Origin of the sequence: Acidovorax sp. LjRoot38, from assembly GCF_964252975.1 — a bacterium.
GTDB lineage: Bacteria > Pseudomonadota > Gammaproteobacteria > Burkholderiales > Burkholderiaceae_C > Acidovorax > Acidovorax facilis.
In genome coordinates this window covers 350,392-372,416 of the sequence record NZ_CAXUPT020000003.1, presented here as the reverse complement: position 1 = coordinate 372,416, position 22,025 = coordinate 350,392, and the positions used below count along the sequence as shown (strand labels likewise).

The following is a 22,025-nucleotide window of genomic DNA, read 5'->3' as shown; positions in this document are numbered from 1 at the left end:
TCGGTGGCAAACGGGGTCAGTGGGCAGCGGCAGTGCTGGCCACGTCAGCCACCGTCGTTGGGAGAAATCGCTCAATCGCAAAGGCATCAATCGGCGTGGTGCTGCGGCCATCGCGTGCCAGCTCTGCCAGCACCTCGCCCACACCGGGGCCGATCTGAAAGCCCGCACCCGCAAAGCCAAAGCCATGGATCAGGCCGGGCGTGGTGTGGCTCTTGCCCAGCACCGGCTGGCGGTCAGGCAGATAGCCTTCGGTGCCGCTCCAGGTGCGAATGAAATGCGCATTCTTGAGGGCGGGCAACAGCTCTACGGCCTGCACTGCCAAGGTAGCGATGGCGCTGCGCTCGGAGCGGGCGCGGTCGGCATCCAGCGCCACACCTGCGCCGCCGCCCAGAATGAGGTTGCCACGCGCCACCTGGCGGCAGTAGATGCCGCCGCCTTCCACACCCAGGCTCCAGTGCATGAAGAAGGGCAGGGGCTCGGTCACCGCCATGGCGGGGTGGCCGGAGTGAATGGGCACGGCCTCGCCAAACTGCGCGGCCAGCGCACCGGCCCAGGCGCCTGCGCAATTGATGAGCACGGGTGCACGCACCGCCACGGTGGTGCCCGAGCGCACGGTGAACAGCTGCCCGTCGTGCTCCACCGAGGTCATTGGAGTGCGCTCCAGAATCTGCGCGCCCGCGCGCTTGGCCGCCAGTGCAAACGCGGGCGACACCAGGCGCGGGTTGGCCTGGCCGTCATCCGGGCAGAGTGATCCACCCACAGCGCGCCCGCCCAGCCAGGGGCAGCGCTCGCGCAGTGTGGTGCCGGAGATGAGCTGTAGCCCCAAGTCAAAGTCGCGGCTCAAGTGGGCATAGGCTTCCAGCGAAGCCATGTCCGCCTCACTGCGGCCAATCTTGAAGTGCCCGCTGCGCTGGTATTCGCCATCGGTGCCAATCAGCGCGGGCAGGTCGGCCCACACCTGGTGGGCGCGCTGCGCCAGGGGCAGTTGGCTCACAGGCCGGCCCTGGCGGCGCACGCCGCCGTAGTTCACGCCGCTGGAGCGCGAGCCGCACAGGTCGCGCTCCAGCAACACCACGGCCACGCCTTTGCGGCGCAGTGCCAGTGCGGCCGATGCACCCATGATGCCGCCGCCCACAATGGCAACGTCGGTGTCGATCGTTGGGGTGGCGGTCATGCGCGGGCCTCCGCCTGGGGTTGCAGGTGGATGGGAATCGGCTTGATCGGCGCCTGTCCGCGCAGCCGTCCTACCGTGTCAATCGGCTTGCCTGTGGCGTGGGCCAGAATTTCTGCAGCGGCCACACCGCACATGCGGCCTTGGCAGCGGCCCATGCCCACGCGGGTCAGGGCCTTGAGGCGGTTCATCTCATCGGCTCCCGCATCGCGGGCACAGGCGCGCAGCTCGCCGGCCGTGATGTTCTCGCAGCGGCACACCACCAGCGTATCGGGCGCATGGGTTGCCCAGTCGGTAGGGAAGGGAAAGGCGCGCTCCAGCCCCTGCCGGAAGGGCATCAAGCCAGTGAGCTGGCGTTCCAGCTCCGCCGCGCGTGCAGTGTCCACCTTCACGCCGTGGTCAGCCAGCAGCGCCAGCGCTGCGCGCTCGCCCGCCCATTCGGCCGCATCGGCGCCCATGATCCCCGCGCCATCCCCCGCCAGGTACACACCGGCCACGCTGGTGCGGCCTGCTGTGTCGCGCTCAGGCAGGTGGGCGCGGTGCATGGGGGCCCAGGAAAAACGGCAGCCCAGCAGGTCTGCCAGTTGGGTTTCGGACCGCAGGGCGTAGCCAAAGCCCACGGCATCGCACGGCACGGTGTGCTCGTTCTGGCCGTCGGTCCACACCACGGCATCGACCCGTGTTTCGCCCTCCATGCGGACAGGCCGCACGCCGGTGTGCACCGCCACGCCGTGCGCGCGCAGCCAGCCCACGTAGTACATCCCTTTGGCCAGCACGGCTGGCTGCGTCAGCATGCCGGGCAGGGCGGCCAGTTGGTCGGCAAAGCGGGCGGTGTCTAGCACTGCAGTCACCTTCACGCCCGCCTTGGCGCCTGCCTTGGCATATTGGTACGCCACCAGGTACAGCAGCGGCCCGGTGCCCATCAGCACCACGTTGCGGCCAATGGTGCAGCCCTGGAACTTGAGTGCCACCTGCGCACCGCCCAGCGTGTACACGCCAGGCAGCGTCCAGCCCGGCACGGGCAGCGCGCGGTCGGTGGCGCCGCTGGCCACGATGAGCTGGTCGTAGGGCACCGTGCGCGTGGTCTGTGTGAGGCCGTGCAGTACATCGAGCAAACCACCCTGGGCGTTCCACACCAGGCTGTTGGGTTGGTAGTCGATGTGGGCGGCCAGGCCATCCAGCGTGCTGTGCAATGCCGTGGCGCGTGATGCTTCGGTGCCGTACAGCGTTTGCGGGCTACGGGCAAAGTGGGCAGGCGGGCGACGGTAGATTTGTCCGCCACCCCGTGCGGCCTCGTCTATCACCGTGGGCCGCACGCCATGCGCCACCAGGGTTTGCGCCGCACGGATGCCCGCAGGGCCTGCGCCCACGATCACGGGTTGCAAGGTGGGGGCGGTCATGCGGCCCCTCCGGTAGTCAGCTGCATGCCCGCCTGGATGAAGGTGGCGCAAGACCGTAGGCGTTCGCCGGTAGCCGTCATCACCCAGCAGTCCTGGCACGCGCCCATCAGGCAAAAGCCGGCACGGGGCTCATGACTGAACTCATTGCGGCGCAACTGGGCGCGGTGGGTGAGGATGGCCGTGAGCACCGTGTCGCCTTCGAGCGCAGCGGCGGGTTCGCCATCGAGTACGAAGGGCACGGGGGCGCGGTCTTTTTCGGCCACGCGGTGGAGCAGGGCTGTGTTCACAGTCATGGAAGTCGTGCCCATCTATTTGCGCCCTACGAGCACGCGGTCCAGGCCGTACACGCGGTCGAGAATCACCATCGCGCAGGCCGTCAGGGCCACCATCAGTGCCGACACCGCAGCCATCAGCGGGTCAATCGACTCGGTGGCGTACATGTACATGCGCACCGGCAGCGTCACCGTGCTGGGCGAGGTGACAAAGATCGACATCGTCACTTCGTCAAAGCTGTTGATGAAGGCCAGCAACCAGCCGCCCGTCACGCCGGGCAAAATCATCGGCAGCGTGATGCGTGTGAACACCGTGGCCTGGCTGGCACCCAGCGACAGCGCGGCATGCTCGGCACTGCGGTCAAACCCCACCAGCGCGGCCACCACCAGCCGCAGCGTGTAGGGCGTAACGATGAGCGCATGCGCAAACACCAGCCAGCCAAAGCTGCCCGTGCCCCCCAGCAGCGCAAACAGGCGCAGCAGGGCCACACCCAGCACCAGGTGCGGAATGATCAGCGGCGACAGGAACAGGCCGTTGAGAAAGCCGCGCCCCGCAAACTCGTAGCGTGTGATGGCAATGCCCGCCGGCACGGCCAGCACCGTGGCCAGCGTGGCCGATGCCAGCGCCAGCCACAGGCTGTTCCAGAACGACTGCACAAAGTCCGAATGCGCGAACACTGCCTTGAACCAGCGCAGCGAGAACTCAGTGGTGGGCAGCGTCAGCGTGTTGTGCGGCGTGAACGCCACGATGCACACCACCAGCAGCGGGGCGAGCATGAAGGTGATGACCAGCGCGTTGAACGCGAGGGCCAAAGGTCCGTTCTTCTGCATAACTTCAGCCCAACGCTTTCTTGTACCGGCCCTCAACCAGCCGGTTGTAGCTCAGCATCACCACCAGGTTGGCCACCAGCAGCGTCAGCGCAATCGCTGCGCCCAGGGGCCAGTTCAGCTCGTGCAGGTATTCGTCGTACACCACCGTGGCCACCATCTTCAGCCGCCGCCCGCCCAGCAGGCCGGGGATGGCAAACGAGCTGGCCGCCAGCCCAAACACGATCAGGCTTCCCGACAGGATGCCGGGCAGCACCTGCGGCAACACAATGCGCCGCAGCGTGGTGAAGGGTGTGGCCTGCAGCGACAGGGCGGCGTTCTCCACACCCGGGTCGAGCTTTTGCAGCGAGGTCCACACCGGGATCACCATGAACGGCAGCATCACATGCACCAGCGCAATCACCACGGCGATCTCGGTGTAAAGCATCTTCACGGGGCCAAATCCAAGTAGCCCGAACAGCCCATTCACCAGCCCCTCAGGCCCCAGCAGCATGCTCCAGCCAAAGGCCCGTACCACCACGGATACCAGCAGCGGTGCCAGTACCACCAGCAGCAAGATGGAGCGCCACGGGTTGCCCATGCGGCTCAGGATGTAGGCCTCGGGTGCGCCAATGGCCACGCAGATCAGCGTGACCAGCCCCGCAATCCAGAACGTGCGCCAGAAGATCGTGTGGTAGTACGAATCGGTGAACACATGGGCGTAGTGCTCCAGCGTGAACTCGCCTGCCTTCACCCCTGTGGCCGGGTCGAACGCGTTGAACGACAGCACGGCCGTGAGTGCCAGCGGCACCAGCAGCAGTACCGTGAACAGCAGCAGCGCCGGGCCGGACAACCACCAGGGCACGGCCTTTTTGTGCAGCAAGGTGGTGGCCAGGCTCATGGCGCCACCTCGGCGGCGTCTTCGGCCTCCAGCTCGGCCATGGCGGTTTCATCGGCGGGCAGCAGGCGCATGCAGTGGTCGGGCCAGTCCACGCCCGTGCGCTCGCCCTCGGCCAGCGCAGCGCGGCCGTCGTTGGGCACCAGCACCATCAGGTCGCCCACGGGGGTGCCCACACGGTACAGCCACTGGCTGCCCAGGAAGAACCGCTCGCACACCTGACCATCCATCCGGCCCTGCACGGCGGGCACCAGTTGCACTTTTTCAGGCCGCACGCTCAGCAGTACGGCGGCGCCGGGGCGGTAGCGGGCACCGTCCACCTCCATCGTGAGGGCGCCCACCTTCACCTGCGTGTGCGTGCCATTGGCATGCGTTGCCTGGCCGGGCAGCAGGTTGGCCTTGCCCACAAAGGTGGAGATGAAGCGCGTGCGCGGGTGCTCGTACACGCGATGCGGGTGATCGATCTGCGTGGCGCGGCCGGCCTCCATCACCACCACACGGTCGCTGATGGACATGGCCTCGCTCTGGTCGTGCGTGACCATGATGGTGGTGGTGCCCACCTTGCGCTGAATCTGCCGCAGCTCAAACTGCATCTCCTCACGCAGCTTGGCGTCGAGGTTGGACAGGGGCTCGTCCAGCAGCAGCACGGGCGGCTCGATCACCAGCGCACGTGCCAGGGCCACGCGCTGGCGCTGGCCGCCAGACAGCTCGCGCGGGTAGCGCGTGGCATGCTTTTCCAGGTGCACCAGCGCCAGCGCCTGGGCCACGCGCTCGGCGCGTTCGGCCTTGGGCACCTTGCGCATCTCCAGCCCAAAGCTCACGTTGGCCGCCACCGTCATGTGCGGGAACAGCGCATAGCTCTGGAACACGATGCCCAGGCCGCGCGTGTTGGCCTTGGCGTGGGTGATGTCCTTGCCATCGAGTTCGATGCGCCCACTGGTCACGGCCTCAAACCCCGCCACCATCTGCAGCGTGGTCGTCTTGCCGCAGCCCGAAGGGCCCAGCAGCGACACAAATTCACCCTTTTGCACCATGAGGTTCATGGACTGCACCGCGCAGGTGCTGCCATAGAACTTGGTCACATCCGTGAGCTTGAGAAACGACATGGCGAAAGCCTTTCCGGTAGTGGCATCGCACGGTTTGCCTGGGGGCCGTGCGTGCCACCTGCTGTGGAGTTGCAGGGATGGGCTGCGGGCCTTCGGTGTGCGTGCACCGGGGTGGTGCAAGTGCCATACAAAAGCTGGAACAGCCGATCGATTCAATAGAATCTATTGCAATAAACAAACCAGAATGCTTCGGGTATTCCATTAAACAGAATTTTTATTGAATTTATTCCGTTCAATGAAATATGATGCCTTCAGTTTGATCAACGAATTCCACAGGAGCGAGGTATGGAAGCCGCATCCACCGCCACCGGCGGCGTACCCCGGGTATTTGCCGTCATCCGGGCCCTGTCGGCCGTGCAGGTCGAGGGCGGGCGAGTCACCCAATTGGCGCGAGCTGTGGGCCTGACGCAGGGCACTACGCACCGTTTGCTGCAATCGCTGGTGGCAGAGGGCATGGTCGAGCAGGACGAGCGCAGCAAGCTCTACCGACTGAGCATGGACTTCTTCGCCCTGGCTGCCAAAGCGGGCAACCCCGGCGACCTGCGCAGCCTGTGCCGCCCCGCGCTGCTGCGCCTTTGCGCCAGCTTGGGTGACAGCATCTTTCTGTTGGTGCGCAGCGGGTTCGATGCGGTGTGCCTGGACCGCAGCGAAGGCCCGTTTCCCATCCGCTCCTTCACCGGCGACATCGGCGGCCGCGTGGCCCTGGGCGTGGGGCAGGGTGCGCTGGCCATCCTGGCCTTCTTGCCCGAGGCCGAGCGCGAAGAAGTCATCCGCTTCAACCTCTCCCGCGTGCGCGAGTACGGCGTGTTTGACGAGGTCTATCTGCGCACCGAGATCGAGCGCGTGCGCCAGCTGGGCTACGCCGGCCGCAACACCGGCTTGCTCGAAGGCATGGCTGGTGTGGCTGTGCCTATCCTGGACCGTGAGGGCCGTGCAGTGGCGGCGCTGAGCGTGGGCACTATCTCTGCGCGACTGAACGACGACCGACTTCCCACGGTGGTGGAGTTGCTCAAGCGCGAGGCGGCAGCCATTGGGCCCAAGATCAATCCATTTGATGCCACCCTGCGGCGGCCCGCACAAAGCCTGTCGAGCGTGCGCAACGACCACGCCATTCAGCCCGCAGAGCAGGATTGAAGAGTTAGACACGACACGTAGGCCCACACCCCATGTCCGCCACAACGCAACCGAATTCGCCGTCGCTGCACGCCCACCCGCACGCTTGCGCAGCACTGGCCGAGGCATTGTTCAACGATCCGTTCTACCAAGCCGTCACCATCGACCACGCGGCCAACACTGTTCGCCGCCTGCAGGTGCTGGCCCACTACTGCGCGCTGGCCATGGACGAAGCCCGCGCCGTGGGCGACGTGCAGGTGGCCGACCCCCACGGCGCCGCACTGTGGATCACACCCCACGCGCCAGCCGCAGACAAGGCGCAATACAGCGCCCAGCGCACCAGCAGCTTGCGCCAGTTGCTGGGTCCGCTCGGGTTTGACCACTACCAGCGCCTTTGCGCCGCCATGGAAGCGCAGGTGCCTGCCGATCTGCACAGCGCGTGGTACCTGTCGATACTGGGTGTGCACACCGCTGCGCGTGGCCACGGGTTGGCGCAGCGGCTACTGGCGCCCACCTTGGCCAGGGCCGACCAGGCCGGTGCATCGTGTTTTCTGGAAACTTTCAACCCCTTGAGCGTGCCGTTTTATAGCCGCCTGGGTTTCACACGGTCGGTGGAATGTGTGGAGCCAATCACCGGCAGCACTTATTGGCTGCTGGTGCGCGGTGCCGCCGTGCTTGGCAGGTAGCCAGCGTTCACGGCACCGCTGTTGCCAAGCCCGGGTAACCTAACTCCCGAAAACGCTTTTGCAGTCTTGCCTTTGCCTGCATGCTTGCTGCACACCCACGGAGGCCGCCTTGCAACGCACACCATCCGCATCAACGTCGCCTCCCCACCCACTTCCTCATTCACAGTCGCCGATCGAATCCGGTCTGCCCTTCAGCTTTGGCAACCCCGTGCCCTTGAGCACTCGCAGCAGCGTGATGCTGTGGGCCGCCAGCGCAATCGCCTTCGCCCTGTTGCTGGCGGTGCCGCGCTGGTTGCCCGACCAGTGGGGTGGCGCTTTGGCCGCGCTGCTGTTTGTGGGCGTTCAGTGGGCGGGGATGCGATGGGCGGTGGGCCCGGCATGGGTGGCGCTGTTCAGGCGACCCCGCTGGCGCGATGTGGCGCTGGGGCTGGCCGCAGTGCCGCTGGTGATCGGCTTGCCCGCGCTGGTGGCTGCATATGGGTTGGGCATGTCTCACCTCAGCGCCAACGCCAGCATCGATGCTGTTGCGGACTTGTCCCCAGCGCAGCTGGTTGGGCGGTTCGCACTGGTTGCCGTGCAGCTGCTGGGCGAAGAGCTGGTCACCATCCTGCCACTGCTGGCCACCGTGGCCTTGCTGCACCGCGCTGGCATGCCCGCCCGTTGGGCCGTGGCCTTGGCATGGATGGTTACGGCGCTGGTGTTTGGCGCACTGCACCTGCCCACCTACCAATGGCATCTGGGCCAGGCCTTGCTCGTTATAGGCACCGCTCGCCTGGCGCTGACGGCAGTCTTCATCTACACCCGCAACCTGTGGGCCAGCACCATCGCCCACATTGCCAACGACTGGACGATCATGGCCTTTGTGCTGGCCTCTACCCGCACCATTGCCTGACCCATTGACCCTGCCCACCGCCGCAAGGAGCTCCTGTGGACTTTCTCAAGATCCTCAAGTCATTTGAAGACTTTGTGTACGAGGCACTGATCTGGCTGATCCTGCTGCCCAAAACCCTGGTGCGCATCGTGCTGCGCCCGCGACAGATGGTGGCCTACGTGCAGGCCGAGCAAACCCGCGAAGGCGACGACCGCTACGGCGACGCCATCAGCCCGCCGCTGCTGCTCATCCTGTGCGTGCTGGTGTCCCATGTGTTCGACCTGGCCCTGCGCAAACAACCGGCGCAAGAGATGGGAACGCTCGCGGCCGCACTGCTCAAGTCCGAGCAAAACCTGCTGCTGTACCGCACCATGGCGTTTGGAATCTGGTCTCTGGCGGGCGCCGTCTGGTACATGCGCCACAGCCGCCAGCCCATCCACCGCGTCAACCTGCGCAACCCGTTTTACGAACAGTGCTACCTGGTGGCACCGTTCGCAATGGCCATGTCGATCAGCACCACGTTCGCACTGTCGGGTGGGCTGCTCTCTGCATTCGGAGTGGGGCTTGCACTGTTGGCCCTGCTTTGGTTTTTTGTCGCCGAGTGGCACTGGGTGCGCGAGCGGGCGGGGTTAGGCGCAGGCCGTTCAGCGGTGGTGGCTGGAGGGCTGGTGTTGATGGGGCTGGTGGCGAATACCGGCCTGGGGTATCTGCTGAGGCATTTGTGAGAGGTTGGTTAGAACGAATTCGATATAGGGCGCTGCCTCGTGCACGCTGGCGCACTTCACCGTAGGGCAGAATTCGGCCAGAAGCTGCCTTCAGTGATGACTACAGACAACTACACCCCTCCGTCAACGCTTCAAGAACTGATGCAGCGATACGCGCTGGGTGAACGGCATTTCCCGAACGTAGATTTGTCTGAGGCCAATCTTTCTCGCGTTACCCTTGATGGGGCAAGCTTCGGGCCGCATTCCTGGTTTTCCAGTGCAGACTTCACTGGCGCAAGCCTTCGCGGGACCAGCTTTAGCAACTGCAACGTCAAGTGCGCGACGTTCACTGGAGCCGATCTGACCAACGCGACTTTCGAAGATGCGGCTATCGAGTCGATAGGCTTGGATGGTGCTGTGCTAGTCGGAACGAACTTTGTTGGTGCGACGTTCTACGGCATTACGCTGGGGCCAGCCGACCAGTTTCCTTGAGAAGCAAGGGCGTTTCGCAATTCTGAACGACTGATTTAGGAGACAACGCCCGGCTGCTTTGGGCCCATGTCCGACATTCGACAACCTTCATGTGAACTGGTCATAAAACACCTCAATCTGGCTGGTAGCGACCAAAGCTTGGAGCGGAAAGACCAGCCAAGGAGTTGCGACCTCCATGTCATTGAGGCGAACTAACAATTGATCTCGCACATCCGGTTTCACCTCCTGCCGCCAGTTCAGCACTTGGCCCCAGGTCGAACTTCCGTTCAAGTGCAAGGGAAACCATGCGGACTGAACTGAAGCGCTATAGGCCGTTGGAAAGAGTCGCTTGTATGCCTGCAGGTTGTAGAGCCAAGAAACGCCGCGCACGGTTGTAGCGCGTGGCTCCGTGCGCTGAACATGCGATATCAGCTCTTGTAAATCGGCCCTCCTTGCGCTGGAATTCTCAATAGCAAGCGGACTGGAATTGATTCCATCTGGCGCAACAAAGTGGATGCGCAAGGTACCGTATGCATCGGGCGGATCATAAGAAAAACAGCCGAACGACCGTTTGACTTCGATGTAGGAAAGAGATTGTTGGAAATCGGCACACAAAGCGACTTGCTCGGCACGGTCATCAACCGCGCTTTTTACCTTGTTCAGAAAGAGTTTCCACCTACTTGCGCCAGTGTCCCCCCACAGATTCAGCCTGCGTCGCAAGTTGGTACAACGGTCAATGGCGACGTCGAGAGGCACTGCCGCTTTCGCTGCATAGTGCGTGGCAAATTTCAATTGCAGGGAGAAATAGTCTTCAAGCATGAATATGACGTTAGCACCGTCTTGCCAACTTTCGCTTCTGGCCGATAGCAACCGAGCGAGCTCCCGGTCCGGGCATGGATCAGCAGGTGTTTTGTGCCAATTTTGATGAGCTGTGGCCGCTTTGCAATATGGCGCTACAGGCCATTTTGATTGCCGCCTCATCCTCTTGGCGATATGCCCCGGTCTCTCGGTATGAGCGATCGGTCCTCACCCTTGCCGCTGCCCCGCACACTCCCCCACCACCCAATCCCTGAACGCATTCACCAACGGTGTTTGCGCCCGTGCCTCCGGGTACACCAAGTAATACGCATCGGTGCTCGTCAGCACCTGGTCTGACAGCTCCACCAAACTCCCGGCCGCCAACTCTTGCTCAATCAAAAAGCGCGGCAGCAGCGCCGCCCCGAGGTGCGACACGGCAGCCTGCGCAATCATGGCGAAGTGTTCAGACTGGGGGCCGCGCAGGGCCAGGGCCGTGGGCACGCCCACCAGCTCAAACCATTCGGCCCATTGGGTGGGGCGGGTGCTTTGCTGCAGCAGCACCACGCGCGTGAGGTCTTGCGGTGTGTGAATGTTTTTGCGGTCGCGGTAGGTGGGGCTGCACACGGGCACGGTTTCTTCGTGCATCAGGTATTCGCACACCGCGCCTGCCCAGTGCGGGGTGCCGAAGTGGATGGCCGCGTCAAACGGCGTGCCCGCAAAGTCAAAGGGCTCGGTGCGGGCCGAGAAGTTGACCATGGCCTCGGGGTGCAGTGCCACGAAGCCGCCTAGGCGCGGGATGAGCCAGCGGGTGCCCAGCGTGGGCAGCACGGCCAGGTTGAGCAGGCCGTCGGTGCTGGAGAACGCCATGGCTTTTTGTGTGCTGGCCGACAGTTGCTGCAGCACGTTTTGCACGTCGGCCGCGTAGACCCGGCCCGCGTCGGTCAGCACCACGCGCTGGCGCACGCGGTGGAAGAGGGCGGTGCCGATTTGCTCTTCCAACTGGCGGATCTGGCGCGACACGGCACTTTGGGTGAGGTGCAGCTCTTCGGCCGCGCGCGACACGCTCTGGTGACGGGCGGCGGCCTCAAAGGCCAGCAGGTCGGCGGTAGAGGGCAGGAAGGTTCGGCGCAGCAGGGTCATACTGGGTCATGCGTTGGGGGAATGATGGGTGACGCCAAAAATTGAGCCTTTTGAGCCCCTGTCGCTCATTGGGTATAGGGTAGCGGTCCTGATATTTTCAGGTACTTCATGCTGATTTGTGATCAAGTAGTTCCATTTTTTTGCTATCCAGCGCGGCGCGATTGGCGGATATTGGCGCATTCACTGCGTGTGTTTTCCCACGCTGTTTCCCTTTCTCTGCCTCCATCCAAGCTAGCGAGCCGCCATGTCCGCCACCCCTGTCGCCACCTCCCTCGTGTCCGAAGTCGATCAACTGCTGCAACGCCTGGGCGTGCCCCGCACGGCGTACACCGGCGGCACGCTGGCGGCGCGCTCGCCCATCACGGGCGAGGTGCTGGCCCAGGTGCCGCAGCAAAGCGCAGCCGACGCCACGGCTGCCATCGGCCGGGCGCATGCGGCCTTTTTGGCGTGGCGCAATGTGCCTGCACCGCGCCGGGGCGAGCTGGTGCGCCTGCTGGGCGAGGAGCTGCGTGCCGCCAAGGCCGACCTGGGCCTGCTGGTGACCATCGAGGCGGGCAAGATCCCGTCCGAAGGCCTGGGCGAGGTGCAGGAGATGATCGACATTTGCGACTTTGCCGTGGGCCTGTCGCGCCAGCTGTACGGCCTGACGATTGCCACCGAGCGCCCCGGCCACCGCATGATGGAAACCTGGCATCCGCTGGGCGTGTGCGGCGTCATTTCGGCCTTCAACTTCCCGGTAGCCGTGTGGTCGTGGAACGCCGCGCTGGCACTGGTGTGTGGTGATTCAGTGGTGTGGAAACCTTCGGAAAAGACCCCGCTCACGGCCCTGGCCACGCACGCGATTGCGCAGCGTGCCATCGCCCGTTTTGGTGCCGACGCACCCGAAGGCCTGCTGGAGCTGATCGTGGGCCAGCGCGACATTGGCGAGGTGCTGGTGGATGACGCCCGCGTGCCCGTGCTGTCGGCCACGGGCTCCACCGCCATGGGCCGCGCCGTGGGCCCGCGCCTTGCAGCGCGTTTTGCGCGCGGCATCTTGGAGCTGGGCGGCAACAACGCCGCCATCGTGGCGCCCTCGGCCGATTTGAATCTGGCCCTGCGCGGCATTGCGTTCGCCGCCATGGGCACGGCGGGCCAGCGCTGCACCACGCTGCGCCGTCTGTTTGTGCACGAGAGCATTTACGACCAGCTGGTGCCCCAGCTGGCCAAGGTGTACGCCAACGTGCAGGTGGGCGACCCGCGCACGCCCGGCACGCTGGTGGGCCCGCTGATCGACCGCCCTGCGTTTGACGGCATGCAAAAAGCGCTGGAGCAAAGCCGCGCGCTGGGCGCTGCGGTGCACGGTGGTGGCCGCGTGGAAGGCATCGGCGGTGCGGATGCGTACTACGTGCGCCCCGCTCTGGTGGAGCTGAAAGCCCATGAAGGCCCCGCGCTGCACGAAACCTTTGCGCCCATCCTGTACGTGGTGCGCTACAGCACCATCGACGAAGCCATTGCCATGAACAACGCCGTGGGCGCGGGCCTGTCGTCGTCCATCTTCACGCTCAATGTGCGCGAGGCCGAGCAGTTCATGTCGGCCGCGGGTTCGGACTGCGGCATTGCCAATGTGAACATTGGCCCCAGCGGTGCCGAAATTGGCGGCGCGTTTGGCGGTGAGAAGGAAACCGGTGGTGGCCGCGAAGCGGGCTCGGACAGCTGGAAGGCCTACATGCGCCGCGCGACCAACACCATCAACTACTCCACCGCATTGCCACTGGCGCAAGGCGTGACGTTTGACGTGTAACCCACGCGCTGGTTGCCCCGTTCATGTTGATCGCTAAGGACCTACACCCCATCGTCATCATCGGCGGTGGTGTCATCGGCAGTGCCATTGCGTACTTCCTCACGCTGCAGCAGCCGGGCTGCGAGGTGGTGGTGGTCGAGCGCGACCCGACCTACGCGCGGGCTTCGTCGGCGCTGTCGGCCAGCTCCATCCGCCAGCAGTTCTCGACGGACATCAACATCCAGATCTCGGCGTTTGGCATCGGCTTCTTGCGCAACGTGGGCACGCTGCTGGCCTGCCATGGCGATGTGCCCGACATTGGCCTGCACGAAGGCGGCTACCTGTACCTAGCCACCCAGGCGGGCGAGGCCACACTGCGCGAAAACTATGCGTTGCAAAATCAGTACGGTGCTGACGTGGCGCTGCTGAGCCCGCAGCAACTGGCCGAGCGTTTTCCCTGGCTGGCGCTGCAGGACGTGGTGCTGGGCTCGCTGGGCCTGTCGGGCGAGGGCTGGTTTGATGGCTACCTGCTGCTGACGGCGCTGCGCAAGAAGGCACAGAGCCAGGGCGTGCGCTATGTGGCCGATGAGGCTGTGGGGCTGGACACGGCGGCCAGCGACGGCGTGTTGCATGTGGATGCGGTGCGCCTGCAAAGCGGCACCGTGCTGCCTTGCCGCTACGCCGTGAACGCGGGCGGCCCGTGGGCGGCTGCCATTGCGGGCTGGGCTGGCATTGATCTGCCGGTGGTGGGCAAGCGCCGTACGGTCTTCAACCTGGCCAGCCCCGCAGCGCTGCCGAGCTGTCCACTGCTCATCGACACCAGTGGCATTTGGCTGCGGCCTGAGGGCAAGGGTTTTATCTGCGGCTTTGCGCCAGAGGTGGGCAACGACGCCGACTTTGCCCCGCTGGAGCCCGAGTACGCAGCGTTCGAGGACCGCATCTGGCCCACGCTGGCCGAGCGCATCCCGGGCTTTGAGGCACTGCGCATGCAGGGCGCCTGGGCGGGCTACTACGAGATGAACACGTTTGACCACAACGCCATCGTGGGCCTGCACCCGGCGTGCGACAACCTGGTGTTTGCCAACGGCTTTTCTGGCCACGGCCTGCAGCAGTGCCCGGCTGTGGGGCGTGGCCTGGCGGAGTGGATGTTGACGGGCGGCTACCAGAGCCTGGACCTGTCGCCGCTGTCCATTGAACGCATCGCGCGCAACCAGCCGTTGCTGGAGAAAAACGTCATCTGAGCCTTGAGCCCCCTGCGGCGATGCCCCGGCGCACCGCCCGTTCGATTTTTCCTTTTTTTGGTATTTCTGCTTTCGACGCTTTCCAACCTGCCAATCACAACACCACCGGAGACAACGACCATGGCAATTTCCCGCAAGACATTCACCGCGCTCGCCGCAGGGCTGGCACTGGCCTACACGGCTTTTGCACCCGCGCAGGCACAGACCCCATCCACCCCCACGCTGGAGAAAATTAAGGCATCTGGCAAGGCGGTGCTTGGCGTGCGCGAGACCTCGCCGCCCATGGCCTACGCACTCGGCGCCAACGAAAAATACGTGGGCTACCACGTGGAGCTGTGCGAGCGCGTGCTGAAAGAAGTCGCGCCCGACGCCAAGCTTGAATACATGGCCGTGACGGCGCAAAACACGCTGCCGCTGGTGCAAAACGGCACGCTCGACATCGGCTGCGGCCCCACCACCAACAACACGGCGCGCCAGCAGCAGGTGGCCTTTGCGGTGACCACCTACGTGAGCGAAGTGCGTATGGCGGTGCGCAAGGATTCGGACCTGAAGTCCATCAGCCAACTTGCCGGGCGCACCATCGCGGCATCCACCGGCACCACGGCCGTGCAGTTGCTGCGCAAGCAAGAGCGAGCACTGGGCGGCACCGCCATCAAGACCGTGCTGGGCAAGGACCACCATGAGAGCTTCTTGCTGCTTGAAACCGGCCGCGCCGACGCTTTTGTGCTCGATGACAACCTGCTGGCCGGGATGATTGCCAACTCCAAGGACCCCTCGGCCTACCGCATCGTGGGCGAGCCGCTGGGCGCCGAGCCCATTGCGCTGCTGTTCCGCAAGGACGACCCCACCTTCAAGGCGGCGGTGGACGGTGTGCTCACCAAGCTCATGCAAAGCGGCGAGATGGAAAAGATCTACACCAAGTGGTTTGTAAACCCCATCCCACCCAAGAACATGAGCCTGAACCTGCCGCTGGGCACCACGCTGCGCCAGCTGTTTGCCACGCCCAACGACAAGCCCCTGGAGACCTACCAGCAATGAACGCCGCCGTTCCTGCCACGGCCTTCCGCGCGGCCGACCGCATCAGCGCCATCGGTGTGTCCGACATCGTGCGCATCACCCAGGCCGCCAACGAGCTCAAGCGCCAGGGCCAGCCCGTCATCGTGCTGGGCCTGGGCGAGCCCGACTTTGACACGCCCGCCCACGTGATTGAAGCCGCGCAGCAGGCCATGGCGCAGGGCGACACGCACTACACGGTGCTGGACGGAACGCCCGCGCTCAAGGCGGCCATCCAGCTCAAGTTCCGCCGCGACAACGGCCTCGCGTTCGCCACCAACGAAATCACGGTGGGTGCGGGCGCCAAGCAGGTCATCTACAACGCGCTGATGGCCAGCCTGAATCCCGGCGACGAGGTCATCCTGCCCGCGCCGTACTGGACCTCGTACGCCGACATGGTGCTGATTGCCGGTGGCGTGCCTGTGGTGGTGCCCTGCAGCGAAGCCAACGGGTTTCGCATCACGCCCGAAGAGCTCGACGCGGCCATCACACCGCGCACGCGCTGGGTGTTCATCAATTCCCCCTCCAACCCCAGCGGCACGGCCTACAGCGCCGAGCAGTTGCGGCCTATTCTGGAGGTGGTGCTGCACCATCCGCAGGTGTGGGTGCTGGCGGATGACATCTACGAGCACATCCTGTATGACGGGCTCGCGTTTGCCACCCCCGCAGCCGTGCTGCCCGCACTGCGCGAGCGCACGCTGACGGTGAACGGTGTCTCCAAGTCGTACGCCATGACGGGCTGGCGCCTGGGCTACGGTGCCGGGCCCAAGGCATTGATCGCGGCCATGGCAGTGGTGCAAAGCCAGGCCACATCGTGCGCGTCGTCCATCAGCCAGGCCGCTGCGGTGGCTGCACTCACCGGCCCGCAGGATGTGGTGGCCGAGCGCTGCCGTGCGTTTCAGGCGCGGCGCGACCTGGTGGTGGCGGCCCTCAACGCATCGCCGGGCCTGCGTTGCCGCGTGCCCGAGGGCGCGTTCTACACCTTTGCCAGTTGCGAAGGTGTGCTGGGCCGCACCACGCCGGGCGGTGTATTGCTGCGCACCGACGCCGATTTTTGCGACTACCTGCTGCGCGAGTTCCATGTGGCCGTGGTGCCAGGCAGCGTGCTGGGGCTGGCGCCGTACTTCCGTATCTCGTACGCTGCCAGCATGGCCGACCTGCAAGAGGCCTGCGCGCGCATCCAGCGCGCGTGCAAGGCACTGTTCTGAGTTCTTGTTCTGTTTTGTGAAATGACCGTCTGACATGACTACCGCACCCACCACCTCCCGCACGGGCGGCCAGATCCTGGTCCGCCAGCTCATCACCCACGGCGTGAAGCAGCTGTTCTGTGTGCCGGGCGAGAGCTATCTGGCCGTGCTCGATGCCCTGCACGATGCCGACATTGCCGTGACGGTGTGCCGCCAGGAAGGCGGTGCGGCCATGATGGCCGAGGCGCAGGGCAAGCTCACGGGCCAGCCCGGCATCTGCTTTGTGACACGCGGGCCGGGCGCCACCAATGCGTCGGCCGGTGTGCACATCGCGCACCAGGACTCGACCCCCCTGATCCTGTTCGTGGGCCAGGTGGCACGCGGTGCCATGGGGCGCGAGGCGTTTCAGGAGCTGGATTACAGCGCGGTGTTTGGCACCATGGCGAAGTGGGTGGTGCAGATTGACGACCCGGCCCGTGTGCCCGAGCTGATCTCGCGCGCCTTCCACGTCGCCACATCCGGCCGCCCCGGCCCCGTGGTGGTGGCGCTGCCCGAAGACATGCTGACCGAAGCCGCCACCGTGGCCGATGCGCTGCCTTACCAGGTGACCGAAACGCACCCCGGCGCCGCGCAGATGGCCGAGCTGGCCCAGCGCCTGAAAGCCGCGCACCAGCCCGTGGCCATCCTGGGCGGCAGCCGCTGGTCCGAGCAGGCGGTGCGCGAGTTTGTGGCGTTTGCCGAGGCTTGGTCGCTGCCGGTGTATTGCTCGTTCCGGCGACAAATGCTCTTCCCGGCCAACCACGCTTGCTATGGCGGCGACCTGGGCCTGGGGGTGAACCCGCGCCTGTTGGCACGCATCCGCGAGTCCGATCTGGTGCTGGTGGTGGGCGGGCGCCTGTCAGAGATCCCGTCGCAGGGCTACGAGCTGTTTGCCATCCCCAACCCCACGCAGCCGCTGGTGCATGTGCATGCCGATGCCGATGAGCTGGGCAAGCTGTACCGGCCCGCGCAGGCCATCCACGCCACGCCGCAGGCATTCACGGCGGCGCTGGCGGGTGTGCGGCCTGCGGGGGCTGTGGCCTGGCATGCCCATGCGGAGATGGCACGGTCCGAGTACATCCTGTGGAGCGACACCAACCCCATCCAGATTCCTGGCGAGCTGCAGATGGGCCAGGTCATGCAGCATCTCAAGTCCACGCTGCCTGCCAACACCATCTTCTGCAACGGCGCAGGCAACTTTGCCACCTGGGTGCACCGCTTCTGGCCGTTTACCACCTATGCGAGCCAGCTGGCGCCCACCAGTGGCTCCATGGGTTACGGCCTGCCTGCGGGTGTGGGTGCCAAGCGCCTGTGGCCGCAGCGCGAGGTGGTGGTGTTTGCGGGCGACGGCGACTTCTTGATGCACGGACAGGAGTTTGCGACCGCTGTGCAGTACGGCCTGCCCATCATCGTGGTGCTGCTCGATAACGCCATGTACGGCACCATCCGCATGCACCAGGAGCGCGAGTACCCCGGCCGCATCAGCGCCACCCAGCTCAAGAATCCGGACTTCAAAGCCTACGCCCAGGCCTTTGGCGGGCATGGAGAGCGGGTAGAGCGCACCGAAGACTTCGCCCCGGCGCTTGCCCGTGCACGCGCGAGCGGTCTGCCCAGCGTGTTGCACTGCCTGATCGACCCCGAGGCGATCACGCCCACGGGCACGCTGCAGGGCATTCGCAGCGCGGCCATGGCCAAGCGATAGCCAAGCGATAGCACCGTCATGCCCGGTGGCAGCAGTCTGTCACTCTGCCGCGCACAATAGCGGGCGTGACCGTTTTAGCGCCTGATTTCCCCGATAACGAGCCCGCAACTGCAGCCCCGCCTCAGCGCCAGGGGCAGCGGCTGCGCCGCATCGCCCATCTCGATATGGATGCCTTTTTCGCATCTGTCGAACTGCTGCGCTACCCGCAGCTCAAGGGCCTGCCCGTGGTGATTGGGGGCGGGCGGCGCAAGGTGGATGAACTGTTGCTGCAAGGCCCGGATGGCACGGGCTTGCGGGAGCGGCATTTCATCCCGGTAGAGGACTTTCCGCTGCTCAAGGACTATGTCGGCCGGGGCGTGATCACCACCGCCACCTACCCAGCGCGGCAGTTTGGTGTGGGCTCGGCCATGGGGATGATGAAGGCCGCCAAGCTGTGCCCGCAGGCCATCGTGCTGCCGGTGGATTTTGACGAGGTGCGGCGGTTTTCACGCCTGTTCAAAAGCACCATCATGGAGATAGCCCCCGTGATGCAAGACCGGGGCGTGGACGAGGTGTACATCGACTTCACCGACGTGCCCGGCGGCCAGCGCGAAGGGGGCAGGGTGCTGGCGCGGCTCATCCAGAAGAGCATCTTTGACGTGACCGGGCTGACTTGCTCGATTGGCGTGGCGCCCAACCGGCTGCTGGCCAAGATGGCCAGCGAGTTCAACAAGCCCAACGGCATCTCCATCGTCTACGAGGAAGACCTGCAGACCAGGATCTGGCCGCTCAATGTGCGCAAGATCAACGGCATTGGCCCCAAGGCCGGCGAGAAGCTGGCACGGCTGGGCATTGAAACCATCGGGCAGCTGGCGGCGCAAGATGAGCAATGGCTGATGGGCCACTTTGGCAAGTCCACCGGGGCGTGGATGCACCGGGTGGCCTGGGGGCGGGACGACAGCCCGGTGGTGACCGAGAGCGAGCCCGTGAGCATGAGCCGCGAGACCACGTTCGACCGCGACCTGCACGCAGTGCGAGACCGCACTGAACTGGGCGCGATCTTCACCAACCTGTGTATGCGCCTGGCCGAAGACCTGCAGCGCAAGGGCTATGTGGCGCGCACCATCGGCATCAAGCTGCGCTACGACGACTTCAAGATCGCCACGCGCGACCACACGGCGAACCTCTACACGGCCGATGGCGCCACCATCCGCCAGCTGGCCGGGCAGTGCCTCAAACGCGTGCCGCTGGACAAGCGCCTGCGGCTGCTGGGCGTGCGGGCCAGCACGCTGGCGCGGCGGGGCGAAGAGCCCTTGCTGGAGCCACGGGCTGGGGCAACGGCAGAAACACGCCGGCGCAAGCCAGGCTCCGCAGATGGCGCAGATGGCGCAGAGGGTGTGGGTGGCACGGCGCAGCTTTTTTAGCGCGGGTTGACGTCGTTTCCTGCCAGTTCACGGCCCAGTGGGGTCGTGGCAATCGGCGTAAACACCCAGAGTGAGACCTGCCTGCACCGCCTGTTGCGTTCCTATACTCGCCCGCATATGGCCACTGCCACCGATGTTCCTTCCGCCAACCTGCAAGCGTTGATCCGCGCCGCAGCCGGGGGAGACCATGCCGCCTTCGCGCAGATCTACCAGCGCACCCACGTGCATCTGTTCGGCGTTGCCGTGCGTATGTTGGGGCAAGGACAGGCGGCCGAGGATGTGCTGCAAGAGGCGTATGTGAGCATCTGGAAAAACGCTGGAAGCTACCGCAGCGAAGTGGGCGGGCAGCCTATCCAGCCCATGACATGGCTGATCGCCATCGTGCGCAACAAGGCGCTGGACGCCTTGCGCGCCCGCGCCCGGCGGCCTGAAAGCGCCTGGAATGACACCACGGAGCTCGCAGGCAGCGATGGGGATGGCAGCGACGCGATGGGTGCTGCGTCTGCATTGGCCCCCGCACCCAGCGCGATGCATCTGCTGGAGCAGGCCACCCAGGCGCTGCGCATCGACGGCTGCATGAATGCGCTGGACGGAAGCTACCGGCAAAGCCTGGCACTGGCTTACTACCAGGGCCTGTCGCATTCCGAGGTGGCGGCGCAGATGGGCGCGCCCCTGGGTTCGGTCAAGGCCTGGATCCGGCGGGGCCTGGAGCGCCTGAAAAGCTGCCTGGCCGCGCAAGGGGTGGGCGCATGAGGTATACCCACCCCGCGCTGCTGGACCACCTGGCGTCTGCCTATGTGCTGGGCACGCTGGGCGGTGGCGCGCGCCGCCGCTTCGAGCGGCTGCTGCGCGATCGCGGCGACGTGCAGTTGCTGGTGGCGCAGTGGGAAGGGCGGCTGGGGATGCTGGCCCGTTCGGTGCCGGTGCAACAGCCACCGCAGCGCGTGTGGGCCGCCATAGAGGCGCGCACCCGGCCGCGCGATGTGAAAGACGCAGCCCCGCAGGGCGGTTGGGCCGGTGTGCTGTGGCGGCGCCATGGTGTGTTGCAGGGCTTGGCGGGTGTGGTGTTGGGTGTGGTGGCCACCGTGGCCCTGGTGGCTGCGGTGCCAACCTTGTTTGTGTCGAGCGACCAGGTGGCCTTGCGCGCAGGGGACAAACTGCCGCAGGCCTATGTGGGCCTGCTGACGGACGAGGCGGGCAACGGCAAGGTGCTGGTGAGTTCGCTGCGCCATGGACGCACGCTGACGGTGAAGGTCATCGGGCCTATCACGCTTCCAGCGATGCCAGCGACTTCAGCGACGACGGCGGGTGCAGCCCCCCAGCTGGTGTTATGGGCGGTGCCAGCTGACGGTGCCCCGTTTGTGCTGGGCACGGTGCCGGTGGCGGGTTCTGCGGTGTCGGTGTTGCCCGATACGTCGGAGAAGCTGCTGCTCAAGGTCAGCAAACTCATGGTGACGCTGGAGGCATCGGCAACGCCGCAGGTGCCCAGCAGCACCGTGCTTTTCACCGGCAACTGCGCCAAGCTGTGGTGAGCGGCGCAAGGCGCCCATCGGCTTTGCAGAAATAACTGTCCGGCGCTGCATCCGTTTTGCATTCCGTGTCGTTTATCTGAGGTGCCGGTCTCCGGCATGGGGCCAGCGCGGCCTCCGACCATTCCAACTTCACGTTTTCAGGAGCTTCCCATGCCTTCATTCCCTGTTCGCCCCTTGATGTCTGCGCCCCTGCTGAGCCTGGCGCTGGTGCTGGTGCCCGTGTTGGCACTGCCCGTGGCCCACGCGGCCGATATGCCCACCACGCCAGTGGAGAACGCACGCATTGACGACTTTGCCGTGGGCAAAAAAGCCATCGAAGCCAAGAACTGGGCGCTGGCGGCCAGCAGCTTCAGCAAGGTGGTGGCCCAGAATCCGCAGAACGCCGATGCCTATAACCTGCTGGGCTACTCCAACCGTTGGCTCGGCAAATACGACGAGGCGTTTGCGGCCTACAACAAGGCACTGGCGCTGGACCCCCGCCACAAGGGAGCGCTGGAATACTCGGGCATGGGCTACCTCAAGGTTGGCCAGAAGGCGCAGGCCGAAGCCCAGCTCGCCAAGCTGCAGGCCATCTGCGCGCAGTGCGAGGAGACCACCGATCTGGCCAAGGCCATTGCGGCCTACAAGCCGGCGCAGTAGGAGCGGCTAAAAAACCCTTCTGGCGTCGTTGCT

22 protein-coding genes are annotated in these 22,025 nt (G+C 65.2%); 14 read left to right on the top strand and 8 right to left on the bottom strand.

Going from position 1 to position 22,025, the window contains the following annotated elements; genetic code table 11:
* Positions 1-16 precede the first annotated feature (16 nt).
* From ACSQ22_RS06875 to ACSQ22_RS06850, 6 genes are read right to left on the bottom strand one after another with little or no spacing between them, the layout of a single operon-like run.
* The gene (locus ACSQ22_RS06875) at positions 17-1,174 is read right to left on the bottom strand and encodes an NAD(P)/FAD-dependent oxidoreductase (RefSeq protein ID WP_436129831.1); all 1,158 of its coding nucleotides are present in this window, start codon (positions 1,172-1,174) and stop codon (positions 17-19) included.
* Positions 1,171-2,571: an FAD-dependent oxidoreductase gene (locus ACSQ22_RS06870; protein WP_436129830.1), complete on the bottom strand. Its 1,401-nt coding sequence runs from the start codon at positions 2,569-2,571 to the stop codon at positions 1,171-1,173. Before ACSQ22_RS06870 ends, ACSQ22_RS06875 begins: the two co-directional genes overlap by 4 nt.
* Positions 2,568-2,864: a (2Fe-2S)-binding protein gene (locus tag ACSQ22_RS06865; RefSeq protein ID WP_436078036.1), complete on the bottom strand. Its 297-nt coding sequence runs from the start codon at positions 2,862-2,864 to the stop codon at positions 2,568-2,570. The genes ACSQ22_RS06870 and ACSQ22_RS06865 overlap by 4 nt, the downstream gene beginning before the upstream one ends.
* A 15-nt stretch (positions 2,865-2,879) precedes the next feature.
* Positions 2,880-3,674, bottom strand: a complete 795-nt coding sequence (locus tag ACSQ22_RS06860; protein ID WP_121505723.1) for an ABC transporter permease — start codon at positions 3,672-3,674, stop codon at positions 2,880-2,882.
* A 4-nt stretch (positions 3,675-3,678) separates the two neighbouring features.
* The gene (locus ACSQ22_RS06855; RefSeq protein ID WP_108499628.1) at positions 3,679-4,551 is read right to left on the bottom strand and encodes an ABC transporter permease; all 873 of its coding nucleotides are present in this window, start codon (positions 4,549-4,551) and stop codon (positions 3,679-3,681) included.
* Positions 4,548-5,654, bottom strand: a complete 1,107-nt coding sequence (locus ACSQ22_RS06850; RefSeq protein ID WP_436129829.1) for an ABC transporter ATP-binding protein — start codon at positions 5,652-5,654, stop codon at positions 4,548-4,550. The genes ACSQ22_RS06855 and ACSQ22_RS06850 overlap by 4 nt, the downstream gene beginning before the upstream one ends.
* A gap of 285 nt (positions 5,655-5,939) precedes the next feature.
* Here ACSQ22_RS06850 and ACSQ22_RS06845 point away from each other — a divergent pair, with 285 nt between their 5' ends.
* From ACSQ22_RS06845 to ACSQ22_RS06825, 5 genes are all read left to right on the top strand, one after another.
* Complete coding sequence (locus ACSQ22_RS06845) at positions 5,940-6,788, top strand: IclR family transcriptional regulator (protein WP_436129828.1); 849 nt, start codon at positions 5,940-5,942, stop codon at positions 6,786-6,788.
* A gap of 32 nt (positions 6,789-6,820) precedes the next feature.
* Positions 6,821-7,453, top strand: a complete 633-nt coding sequence (locus ACSQ22_RS06840; protein ID WP_436129827.1) for a GNAT family N-acetyltransferase — start codon at positions 6,821-6,823, stop codon at positions 7,451-7,453.
* Between the two features lie 214 nt (positions 7,454-7,667).
* A complete protein-coding gene (locus ACSQ22_RS06835) occupies positions 7,668-8,345 on the top strand; it encodes a CPBP family glutamic-type intramembrane protease (RefSeq protein WP_436129826.1) in 678 nt (225 codons plus the stop codon).
* A gap of 35 nt (positions 8,346-8,380) precedes the next feature.
* Positions 8,381-9,049 carry a hypothetical protein gene (locus tag ACSQ22_RS06830; RefSeq protein WP_436129825.1) on the top strand — a complete coding sequence of 223 codons (669 nt, stop codon included), beginning with the start codon at positions 8,381-8,383 and terminating at the stop codon, positions 9,047-9,049.
* 96 nt (positions 9,050-9,145) lie between these two features.
* Positions 9,146-9,520 (top strand): pentapeptide repeat-containing protein, encoded by a 375-nt coding sequence (locus tag ACSQ22_RS06825; protein ID WP_121420796.1) that lies wholly within the window; start codon positions 9,146-9,148, stop codon positions 9,518-9,520.
* A gap of 87 nt (positions 9,521-9,607) precedes the next feature.
* Here the strand turns inward: ACSQ22_RS06825 and ACSQ22_RS06820 are convergent, their stop codons facing one another.
* Together ACSQ22_RS06820 and ACSQ22_RS06815 are read right to left on the bottom strand one after the other, a co-directional pair.
* Positions 9,608-10,318 (bottom strand): hypothetical protein, encoded by a 711-nt coding sequence (locus ACSQ22_RS06820; protein ID WP_436129824.1) that lies wholly within the window; start codon positions 10,316-10,318, stop codon positions 9,608-9,610.
* A gap of 207 nt (positions 10,319-10,525) precedes the next feature.
* A complete protein-coding gene (locus tag ACSQ22_RS06815) occupies positions 10,526-11,437 on the bottom strand; it encodes a LysR family transcriptional regulator (protein ID WP_436129823.1) in 912 nt (303 codons plus the stop codon).
* A 244-nt stretch (positions 11,438-11,681) separates the two neighbouring features.
* Between ACSQ22_RS06815 and amaB the strand changes: the two genes are divergently transcribed.
* The 9 genes from amaB (at position 11,682) to ACSQ22_RS06770 (ending at position 21,992) form a co-directional block, all read left to right on the top strand.
* The gene (amaB, locus tag ACSQ22_RS06810; protein WP_436129822.1) at positions 11,682-13,217 is read left to right on the top strand and encodes an L-piperidine-6-carboxylate dehydrogenase; all 1,536 of its coding nucleotides are present in this window, start codon (positions 11,682-11,684) and stop codon (positions 13,215-13,217) included.
* A 23-nt stretch (positions 13,218-13,240) separates the two neighbouring features.
* Positions 13,241-14,437 (top strand): NAD(P)/FAD-dependent oxidoreductase, encoded by a 1,197-nt coding sequence (locus ACSQ22_RS06805; RefSeq protein WP_436129821.1) that lies wholly within the window; start codon positions 13,241-13,243, stop codon positions 14,435-14,437.
* Between the two features lie 120 nt (positions 14,438-14,557).
* The gene (locus ACSQ22_RS06800; RefSeq protein ID WP_436129820.1) at positions 14,558-15,475 is read left to right on the top strand and encodes an amino acid ABC transporter substrate-binding protein; all 918 of its coding nucleotides are present in this window, start codon (positions 14,558-14,560) and stop codon (positions 15,473-15,475) included.
* Positions 15,472-16,698 (top strand): pyridoxal phosphate-dependent aminotransferase, encoded by a 1,227-nt coding sequence (locus ACSQ22_RS06795; protein WP_431150096.1) that lies wholly within the window; start codon positions 15,472-15,474, stop codon positions 16,696-16,698. Before ACSQ22_RS06800 ends, ACSQ22_RS06795 begins: the two co-directional genes overlap by 4 nt.
* Positions 16,699-16,732: 34 nt before the next feature.
* A complete protein-coding gene (locus ACSQ22_RS06790) occupies positions 16,733-18,418 on the top strand; it encodes a thiamine pyrophosphate-binding protein (protein WP_436129819.1) in 1,686 nt (561 codons plus the stop codon).
* Between the two features lie 164 nt (positions 18,419-18,582).
* Entirely contained in the window at positions 18,583-19,821 is a 1,239-nt protein-coding gene (locus ACSQ22_RS06785; protein WP_436129818.1) for a Y-family DNA polymerase, read from the top strand.
* Between the two features lie 117 nt (positions 19,822-19,938).
* The gene (locus ACSQ22_RS06780) at positions 19,939-20,574 is read left to right on the top strand and encodes an RNA polymerase sigma factor (RefSeq protein ID WP_436129817.1); all 636 of its coding nucleotides are present in this window, start codon (positions 19,939-19,941) and stop codon (positions 20,572-20,574) included.
* Positions 20,571-21,353 carry an anti-sigma factor gene (locus tag ACSQ22_RS06775; protein WP_436129816.1) on the top strand — a complete coding sequence of 261 codons (783 nt, stop codon included), beginning with the start codon at positions 20,571-20,573 and terminating at the stop codon, positions 21,351-21,353. Before ACSQ22_RS06780 ends, ACSQ22_RS06775 begins: the two co-directional genes overlap by 4 nt.
* 150 nt (positions 21,354-21,503) lie before the next feature.
* Positions 21,504-21,992, top strand: coding sequence for a tetratricopeptide repeat protein (locus ACSQ22_RS06770; RefSeq protein WP_436129815.1), 489 nt, complete (start codon positions 21,504-21,506; stop codon positions 21,990-21,992).
* Positions 21,993-22,025: the final 33 nt, after the last annotated feature.

Coding starts and splice junctions, on each gene's coding strand:
- ACSQ22_RS06845 (WP_436129828.1), top strand. CDS start 5,940: ATGGAAGCCGCATCCACCGCCACCGGCGGCGTACCCCGGGTATTTGCC.
- ACSQ22_RS06855 (WP_108499628.1), bottom strand. CDS start 4,551: ATGAGCCTGGCCACCACCTTGCTGCACAAAAAGGCCGTGCCCTGGTGG.
- ACSQ22_RS06790 (WP_436129819.1), top strand. CDS start 16,733: ATGACTACCGCACCCACCACCTCCCGCACGGGCGGCCAGATCCTGGTC.
- ACSQ22_RS06780 (WP_436129817.1), top strand. CDS start 19,939: ATGGCCACTGCCACCGATGTTCCTTCCGCCAACCTGCAAGCGTTGATC.
- ACSQ22_RS06875 (WP_436129831.1), bottom strand. CDS start 1,174: ATGACCGCCACCCCAACGATCGACACCGACGTTGCCATTGTGGGCGGC.
- ACSQ22_RS06860 (WP_121505723.1), bottom strand. CDS start 3,674: ATGCAGAAGAACGGACCTTTGGCCCTCGCGTTCAACGCGCTGGTCATC.
- ACSQ22_RS06820 (WP_436129824.1), bottom strand. CDS start 10,318: ATGCTTGAAGACTATTTCTCCCTGCAATTGAAATTTGCCACGCACTAT.
- ACSQ22_RS06850 (WP_436129829.1), bottom strand. CDS start 5,654: ATGTCGTTTCTCAAGCTCACGGATGTGACCAAGTTCTATGGCAGCACC.
- ACSQ22_RS06815 (WP_436129823.1), bottom strand. CDS start 11,437: ATGACCCTGCTGCGCCGAACCTTCCTGCCCTCTACCGCCGACCTGCTG.
- ACSQ22_RS06770 (WP_436129815.1), top strand. CDS start 21,504: ATGCCTTCATTCCCTGTTCGCCCCTTGATGTCTGCGCCCCTGCTGAGC.
- ACSQ22_RS06775 (WP_436129816.1), top strand. CDS start 20,571: ATGAGGTATACCCACCCCGCGCTGCTGGACCACCTGGCGTCTGCCTAT.
- ACSQ22_RS06805 (WP_436129821.1), top strand. CDS start 13,241: ATGTTGATCGCTAAGGACCTACACCCCATCGTCATCATCGGCGGTGGT.
- ACSQ22_RS06800 (WP_436129820.1), top strand. CDS start 14,558: ATGGCAATTTCCCGCAAGACATTCACCGCGCTCGCCGCAGGGCTGGCA.
- ACSQ22_RS06840 (WP_436129827.1), top strand. CDS start 6,821: ATGTCCGCCACAACGCAACCGAATTCGCCGTCGCTGCACGCCCACCCG.
- ACSQ22_RS06870 (WP_436129830.1), bottom strand. CDS start 2,571: ATGACCGCCCCCACCTTGCAACCCGTGATCGTGGGCGCAGGCCCTGCG.
- amaB (WP_436129822.1), top strand. CDS start 11,682: ATGTCCGCCACCCCTGTCGCCACCTCCCTCGTGTCCGAAGTCGATCAA.
- ACSQ22_RS06795 (WP_431150096.1), top strand. CDS start 15,472: ATGAACGCCGCCGTTCCTGCCACGGCCTTCCGCGCGGCCGACCGCATC.
- ACSQ22_RS06865 (WP_436078036.1), bottom strand. CDS start 2,864: ATGACTGTGAACACAGCCCTGCTCCACCGCGTGGCCGAAAAAGACCGC.
- ACSQ22_RS06785 (WP_436129818.1), top strand. CDS start 18,583: ATGGATGCCTTTTTCGCATCTGTCGAACTGCTGCGCTACCCGCAGCTC.
- ACSQ22_RS06825 (WP_121420796.1), top strand. CDS start 9,146: ATGACTACAGACAACTACACCCCTCCGTCAACGCTTCAAGAACTGATG.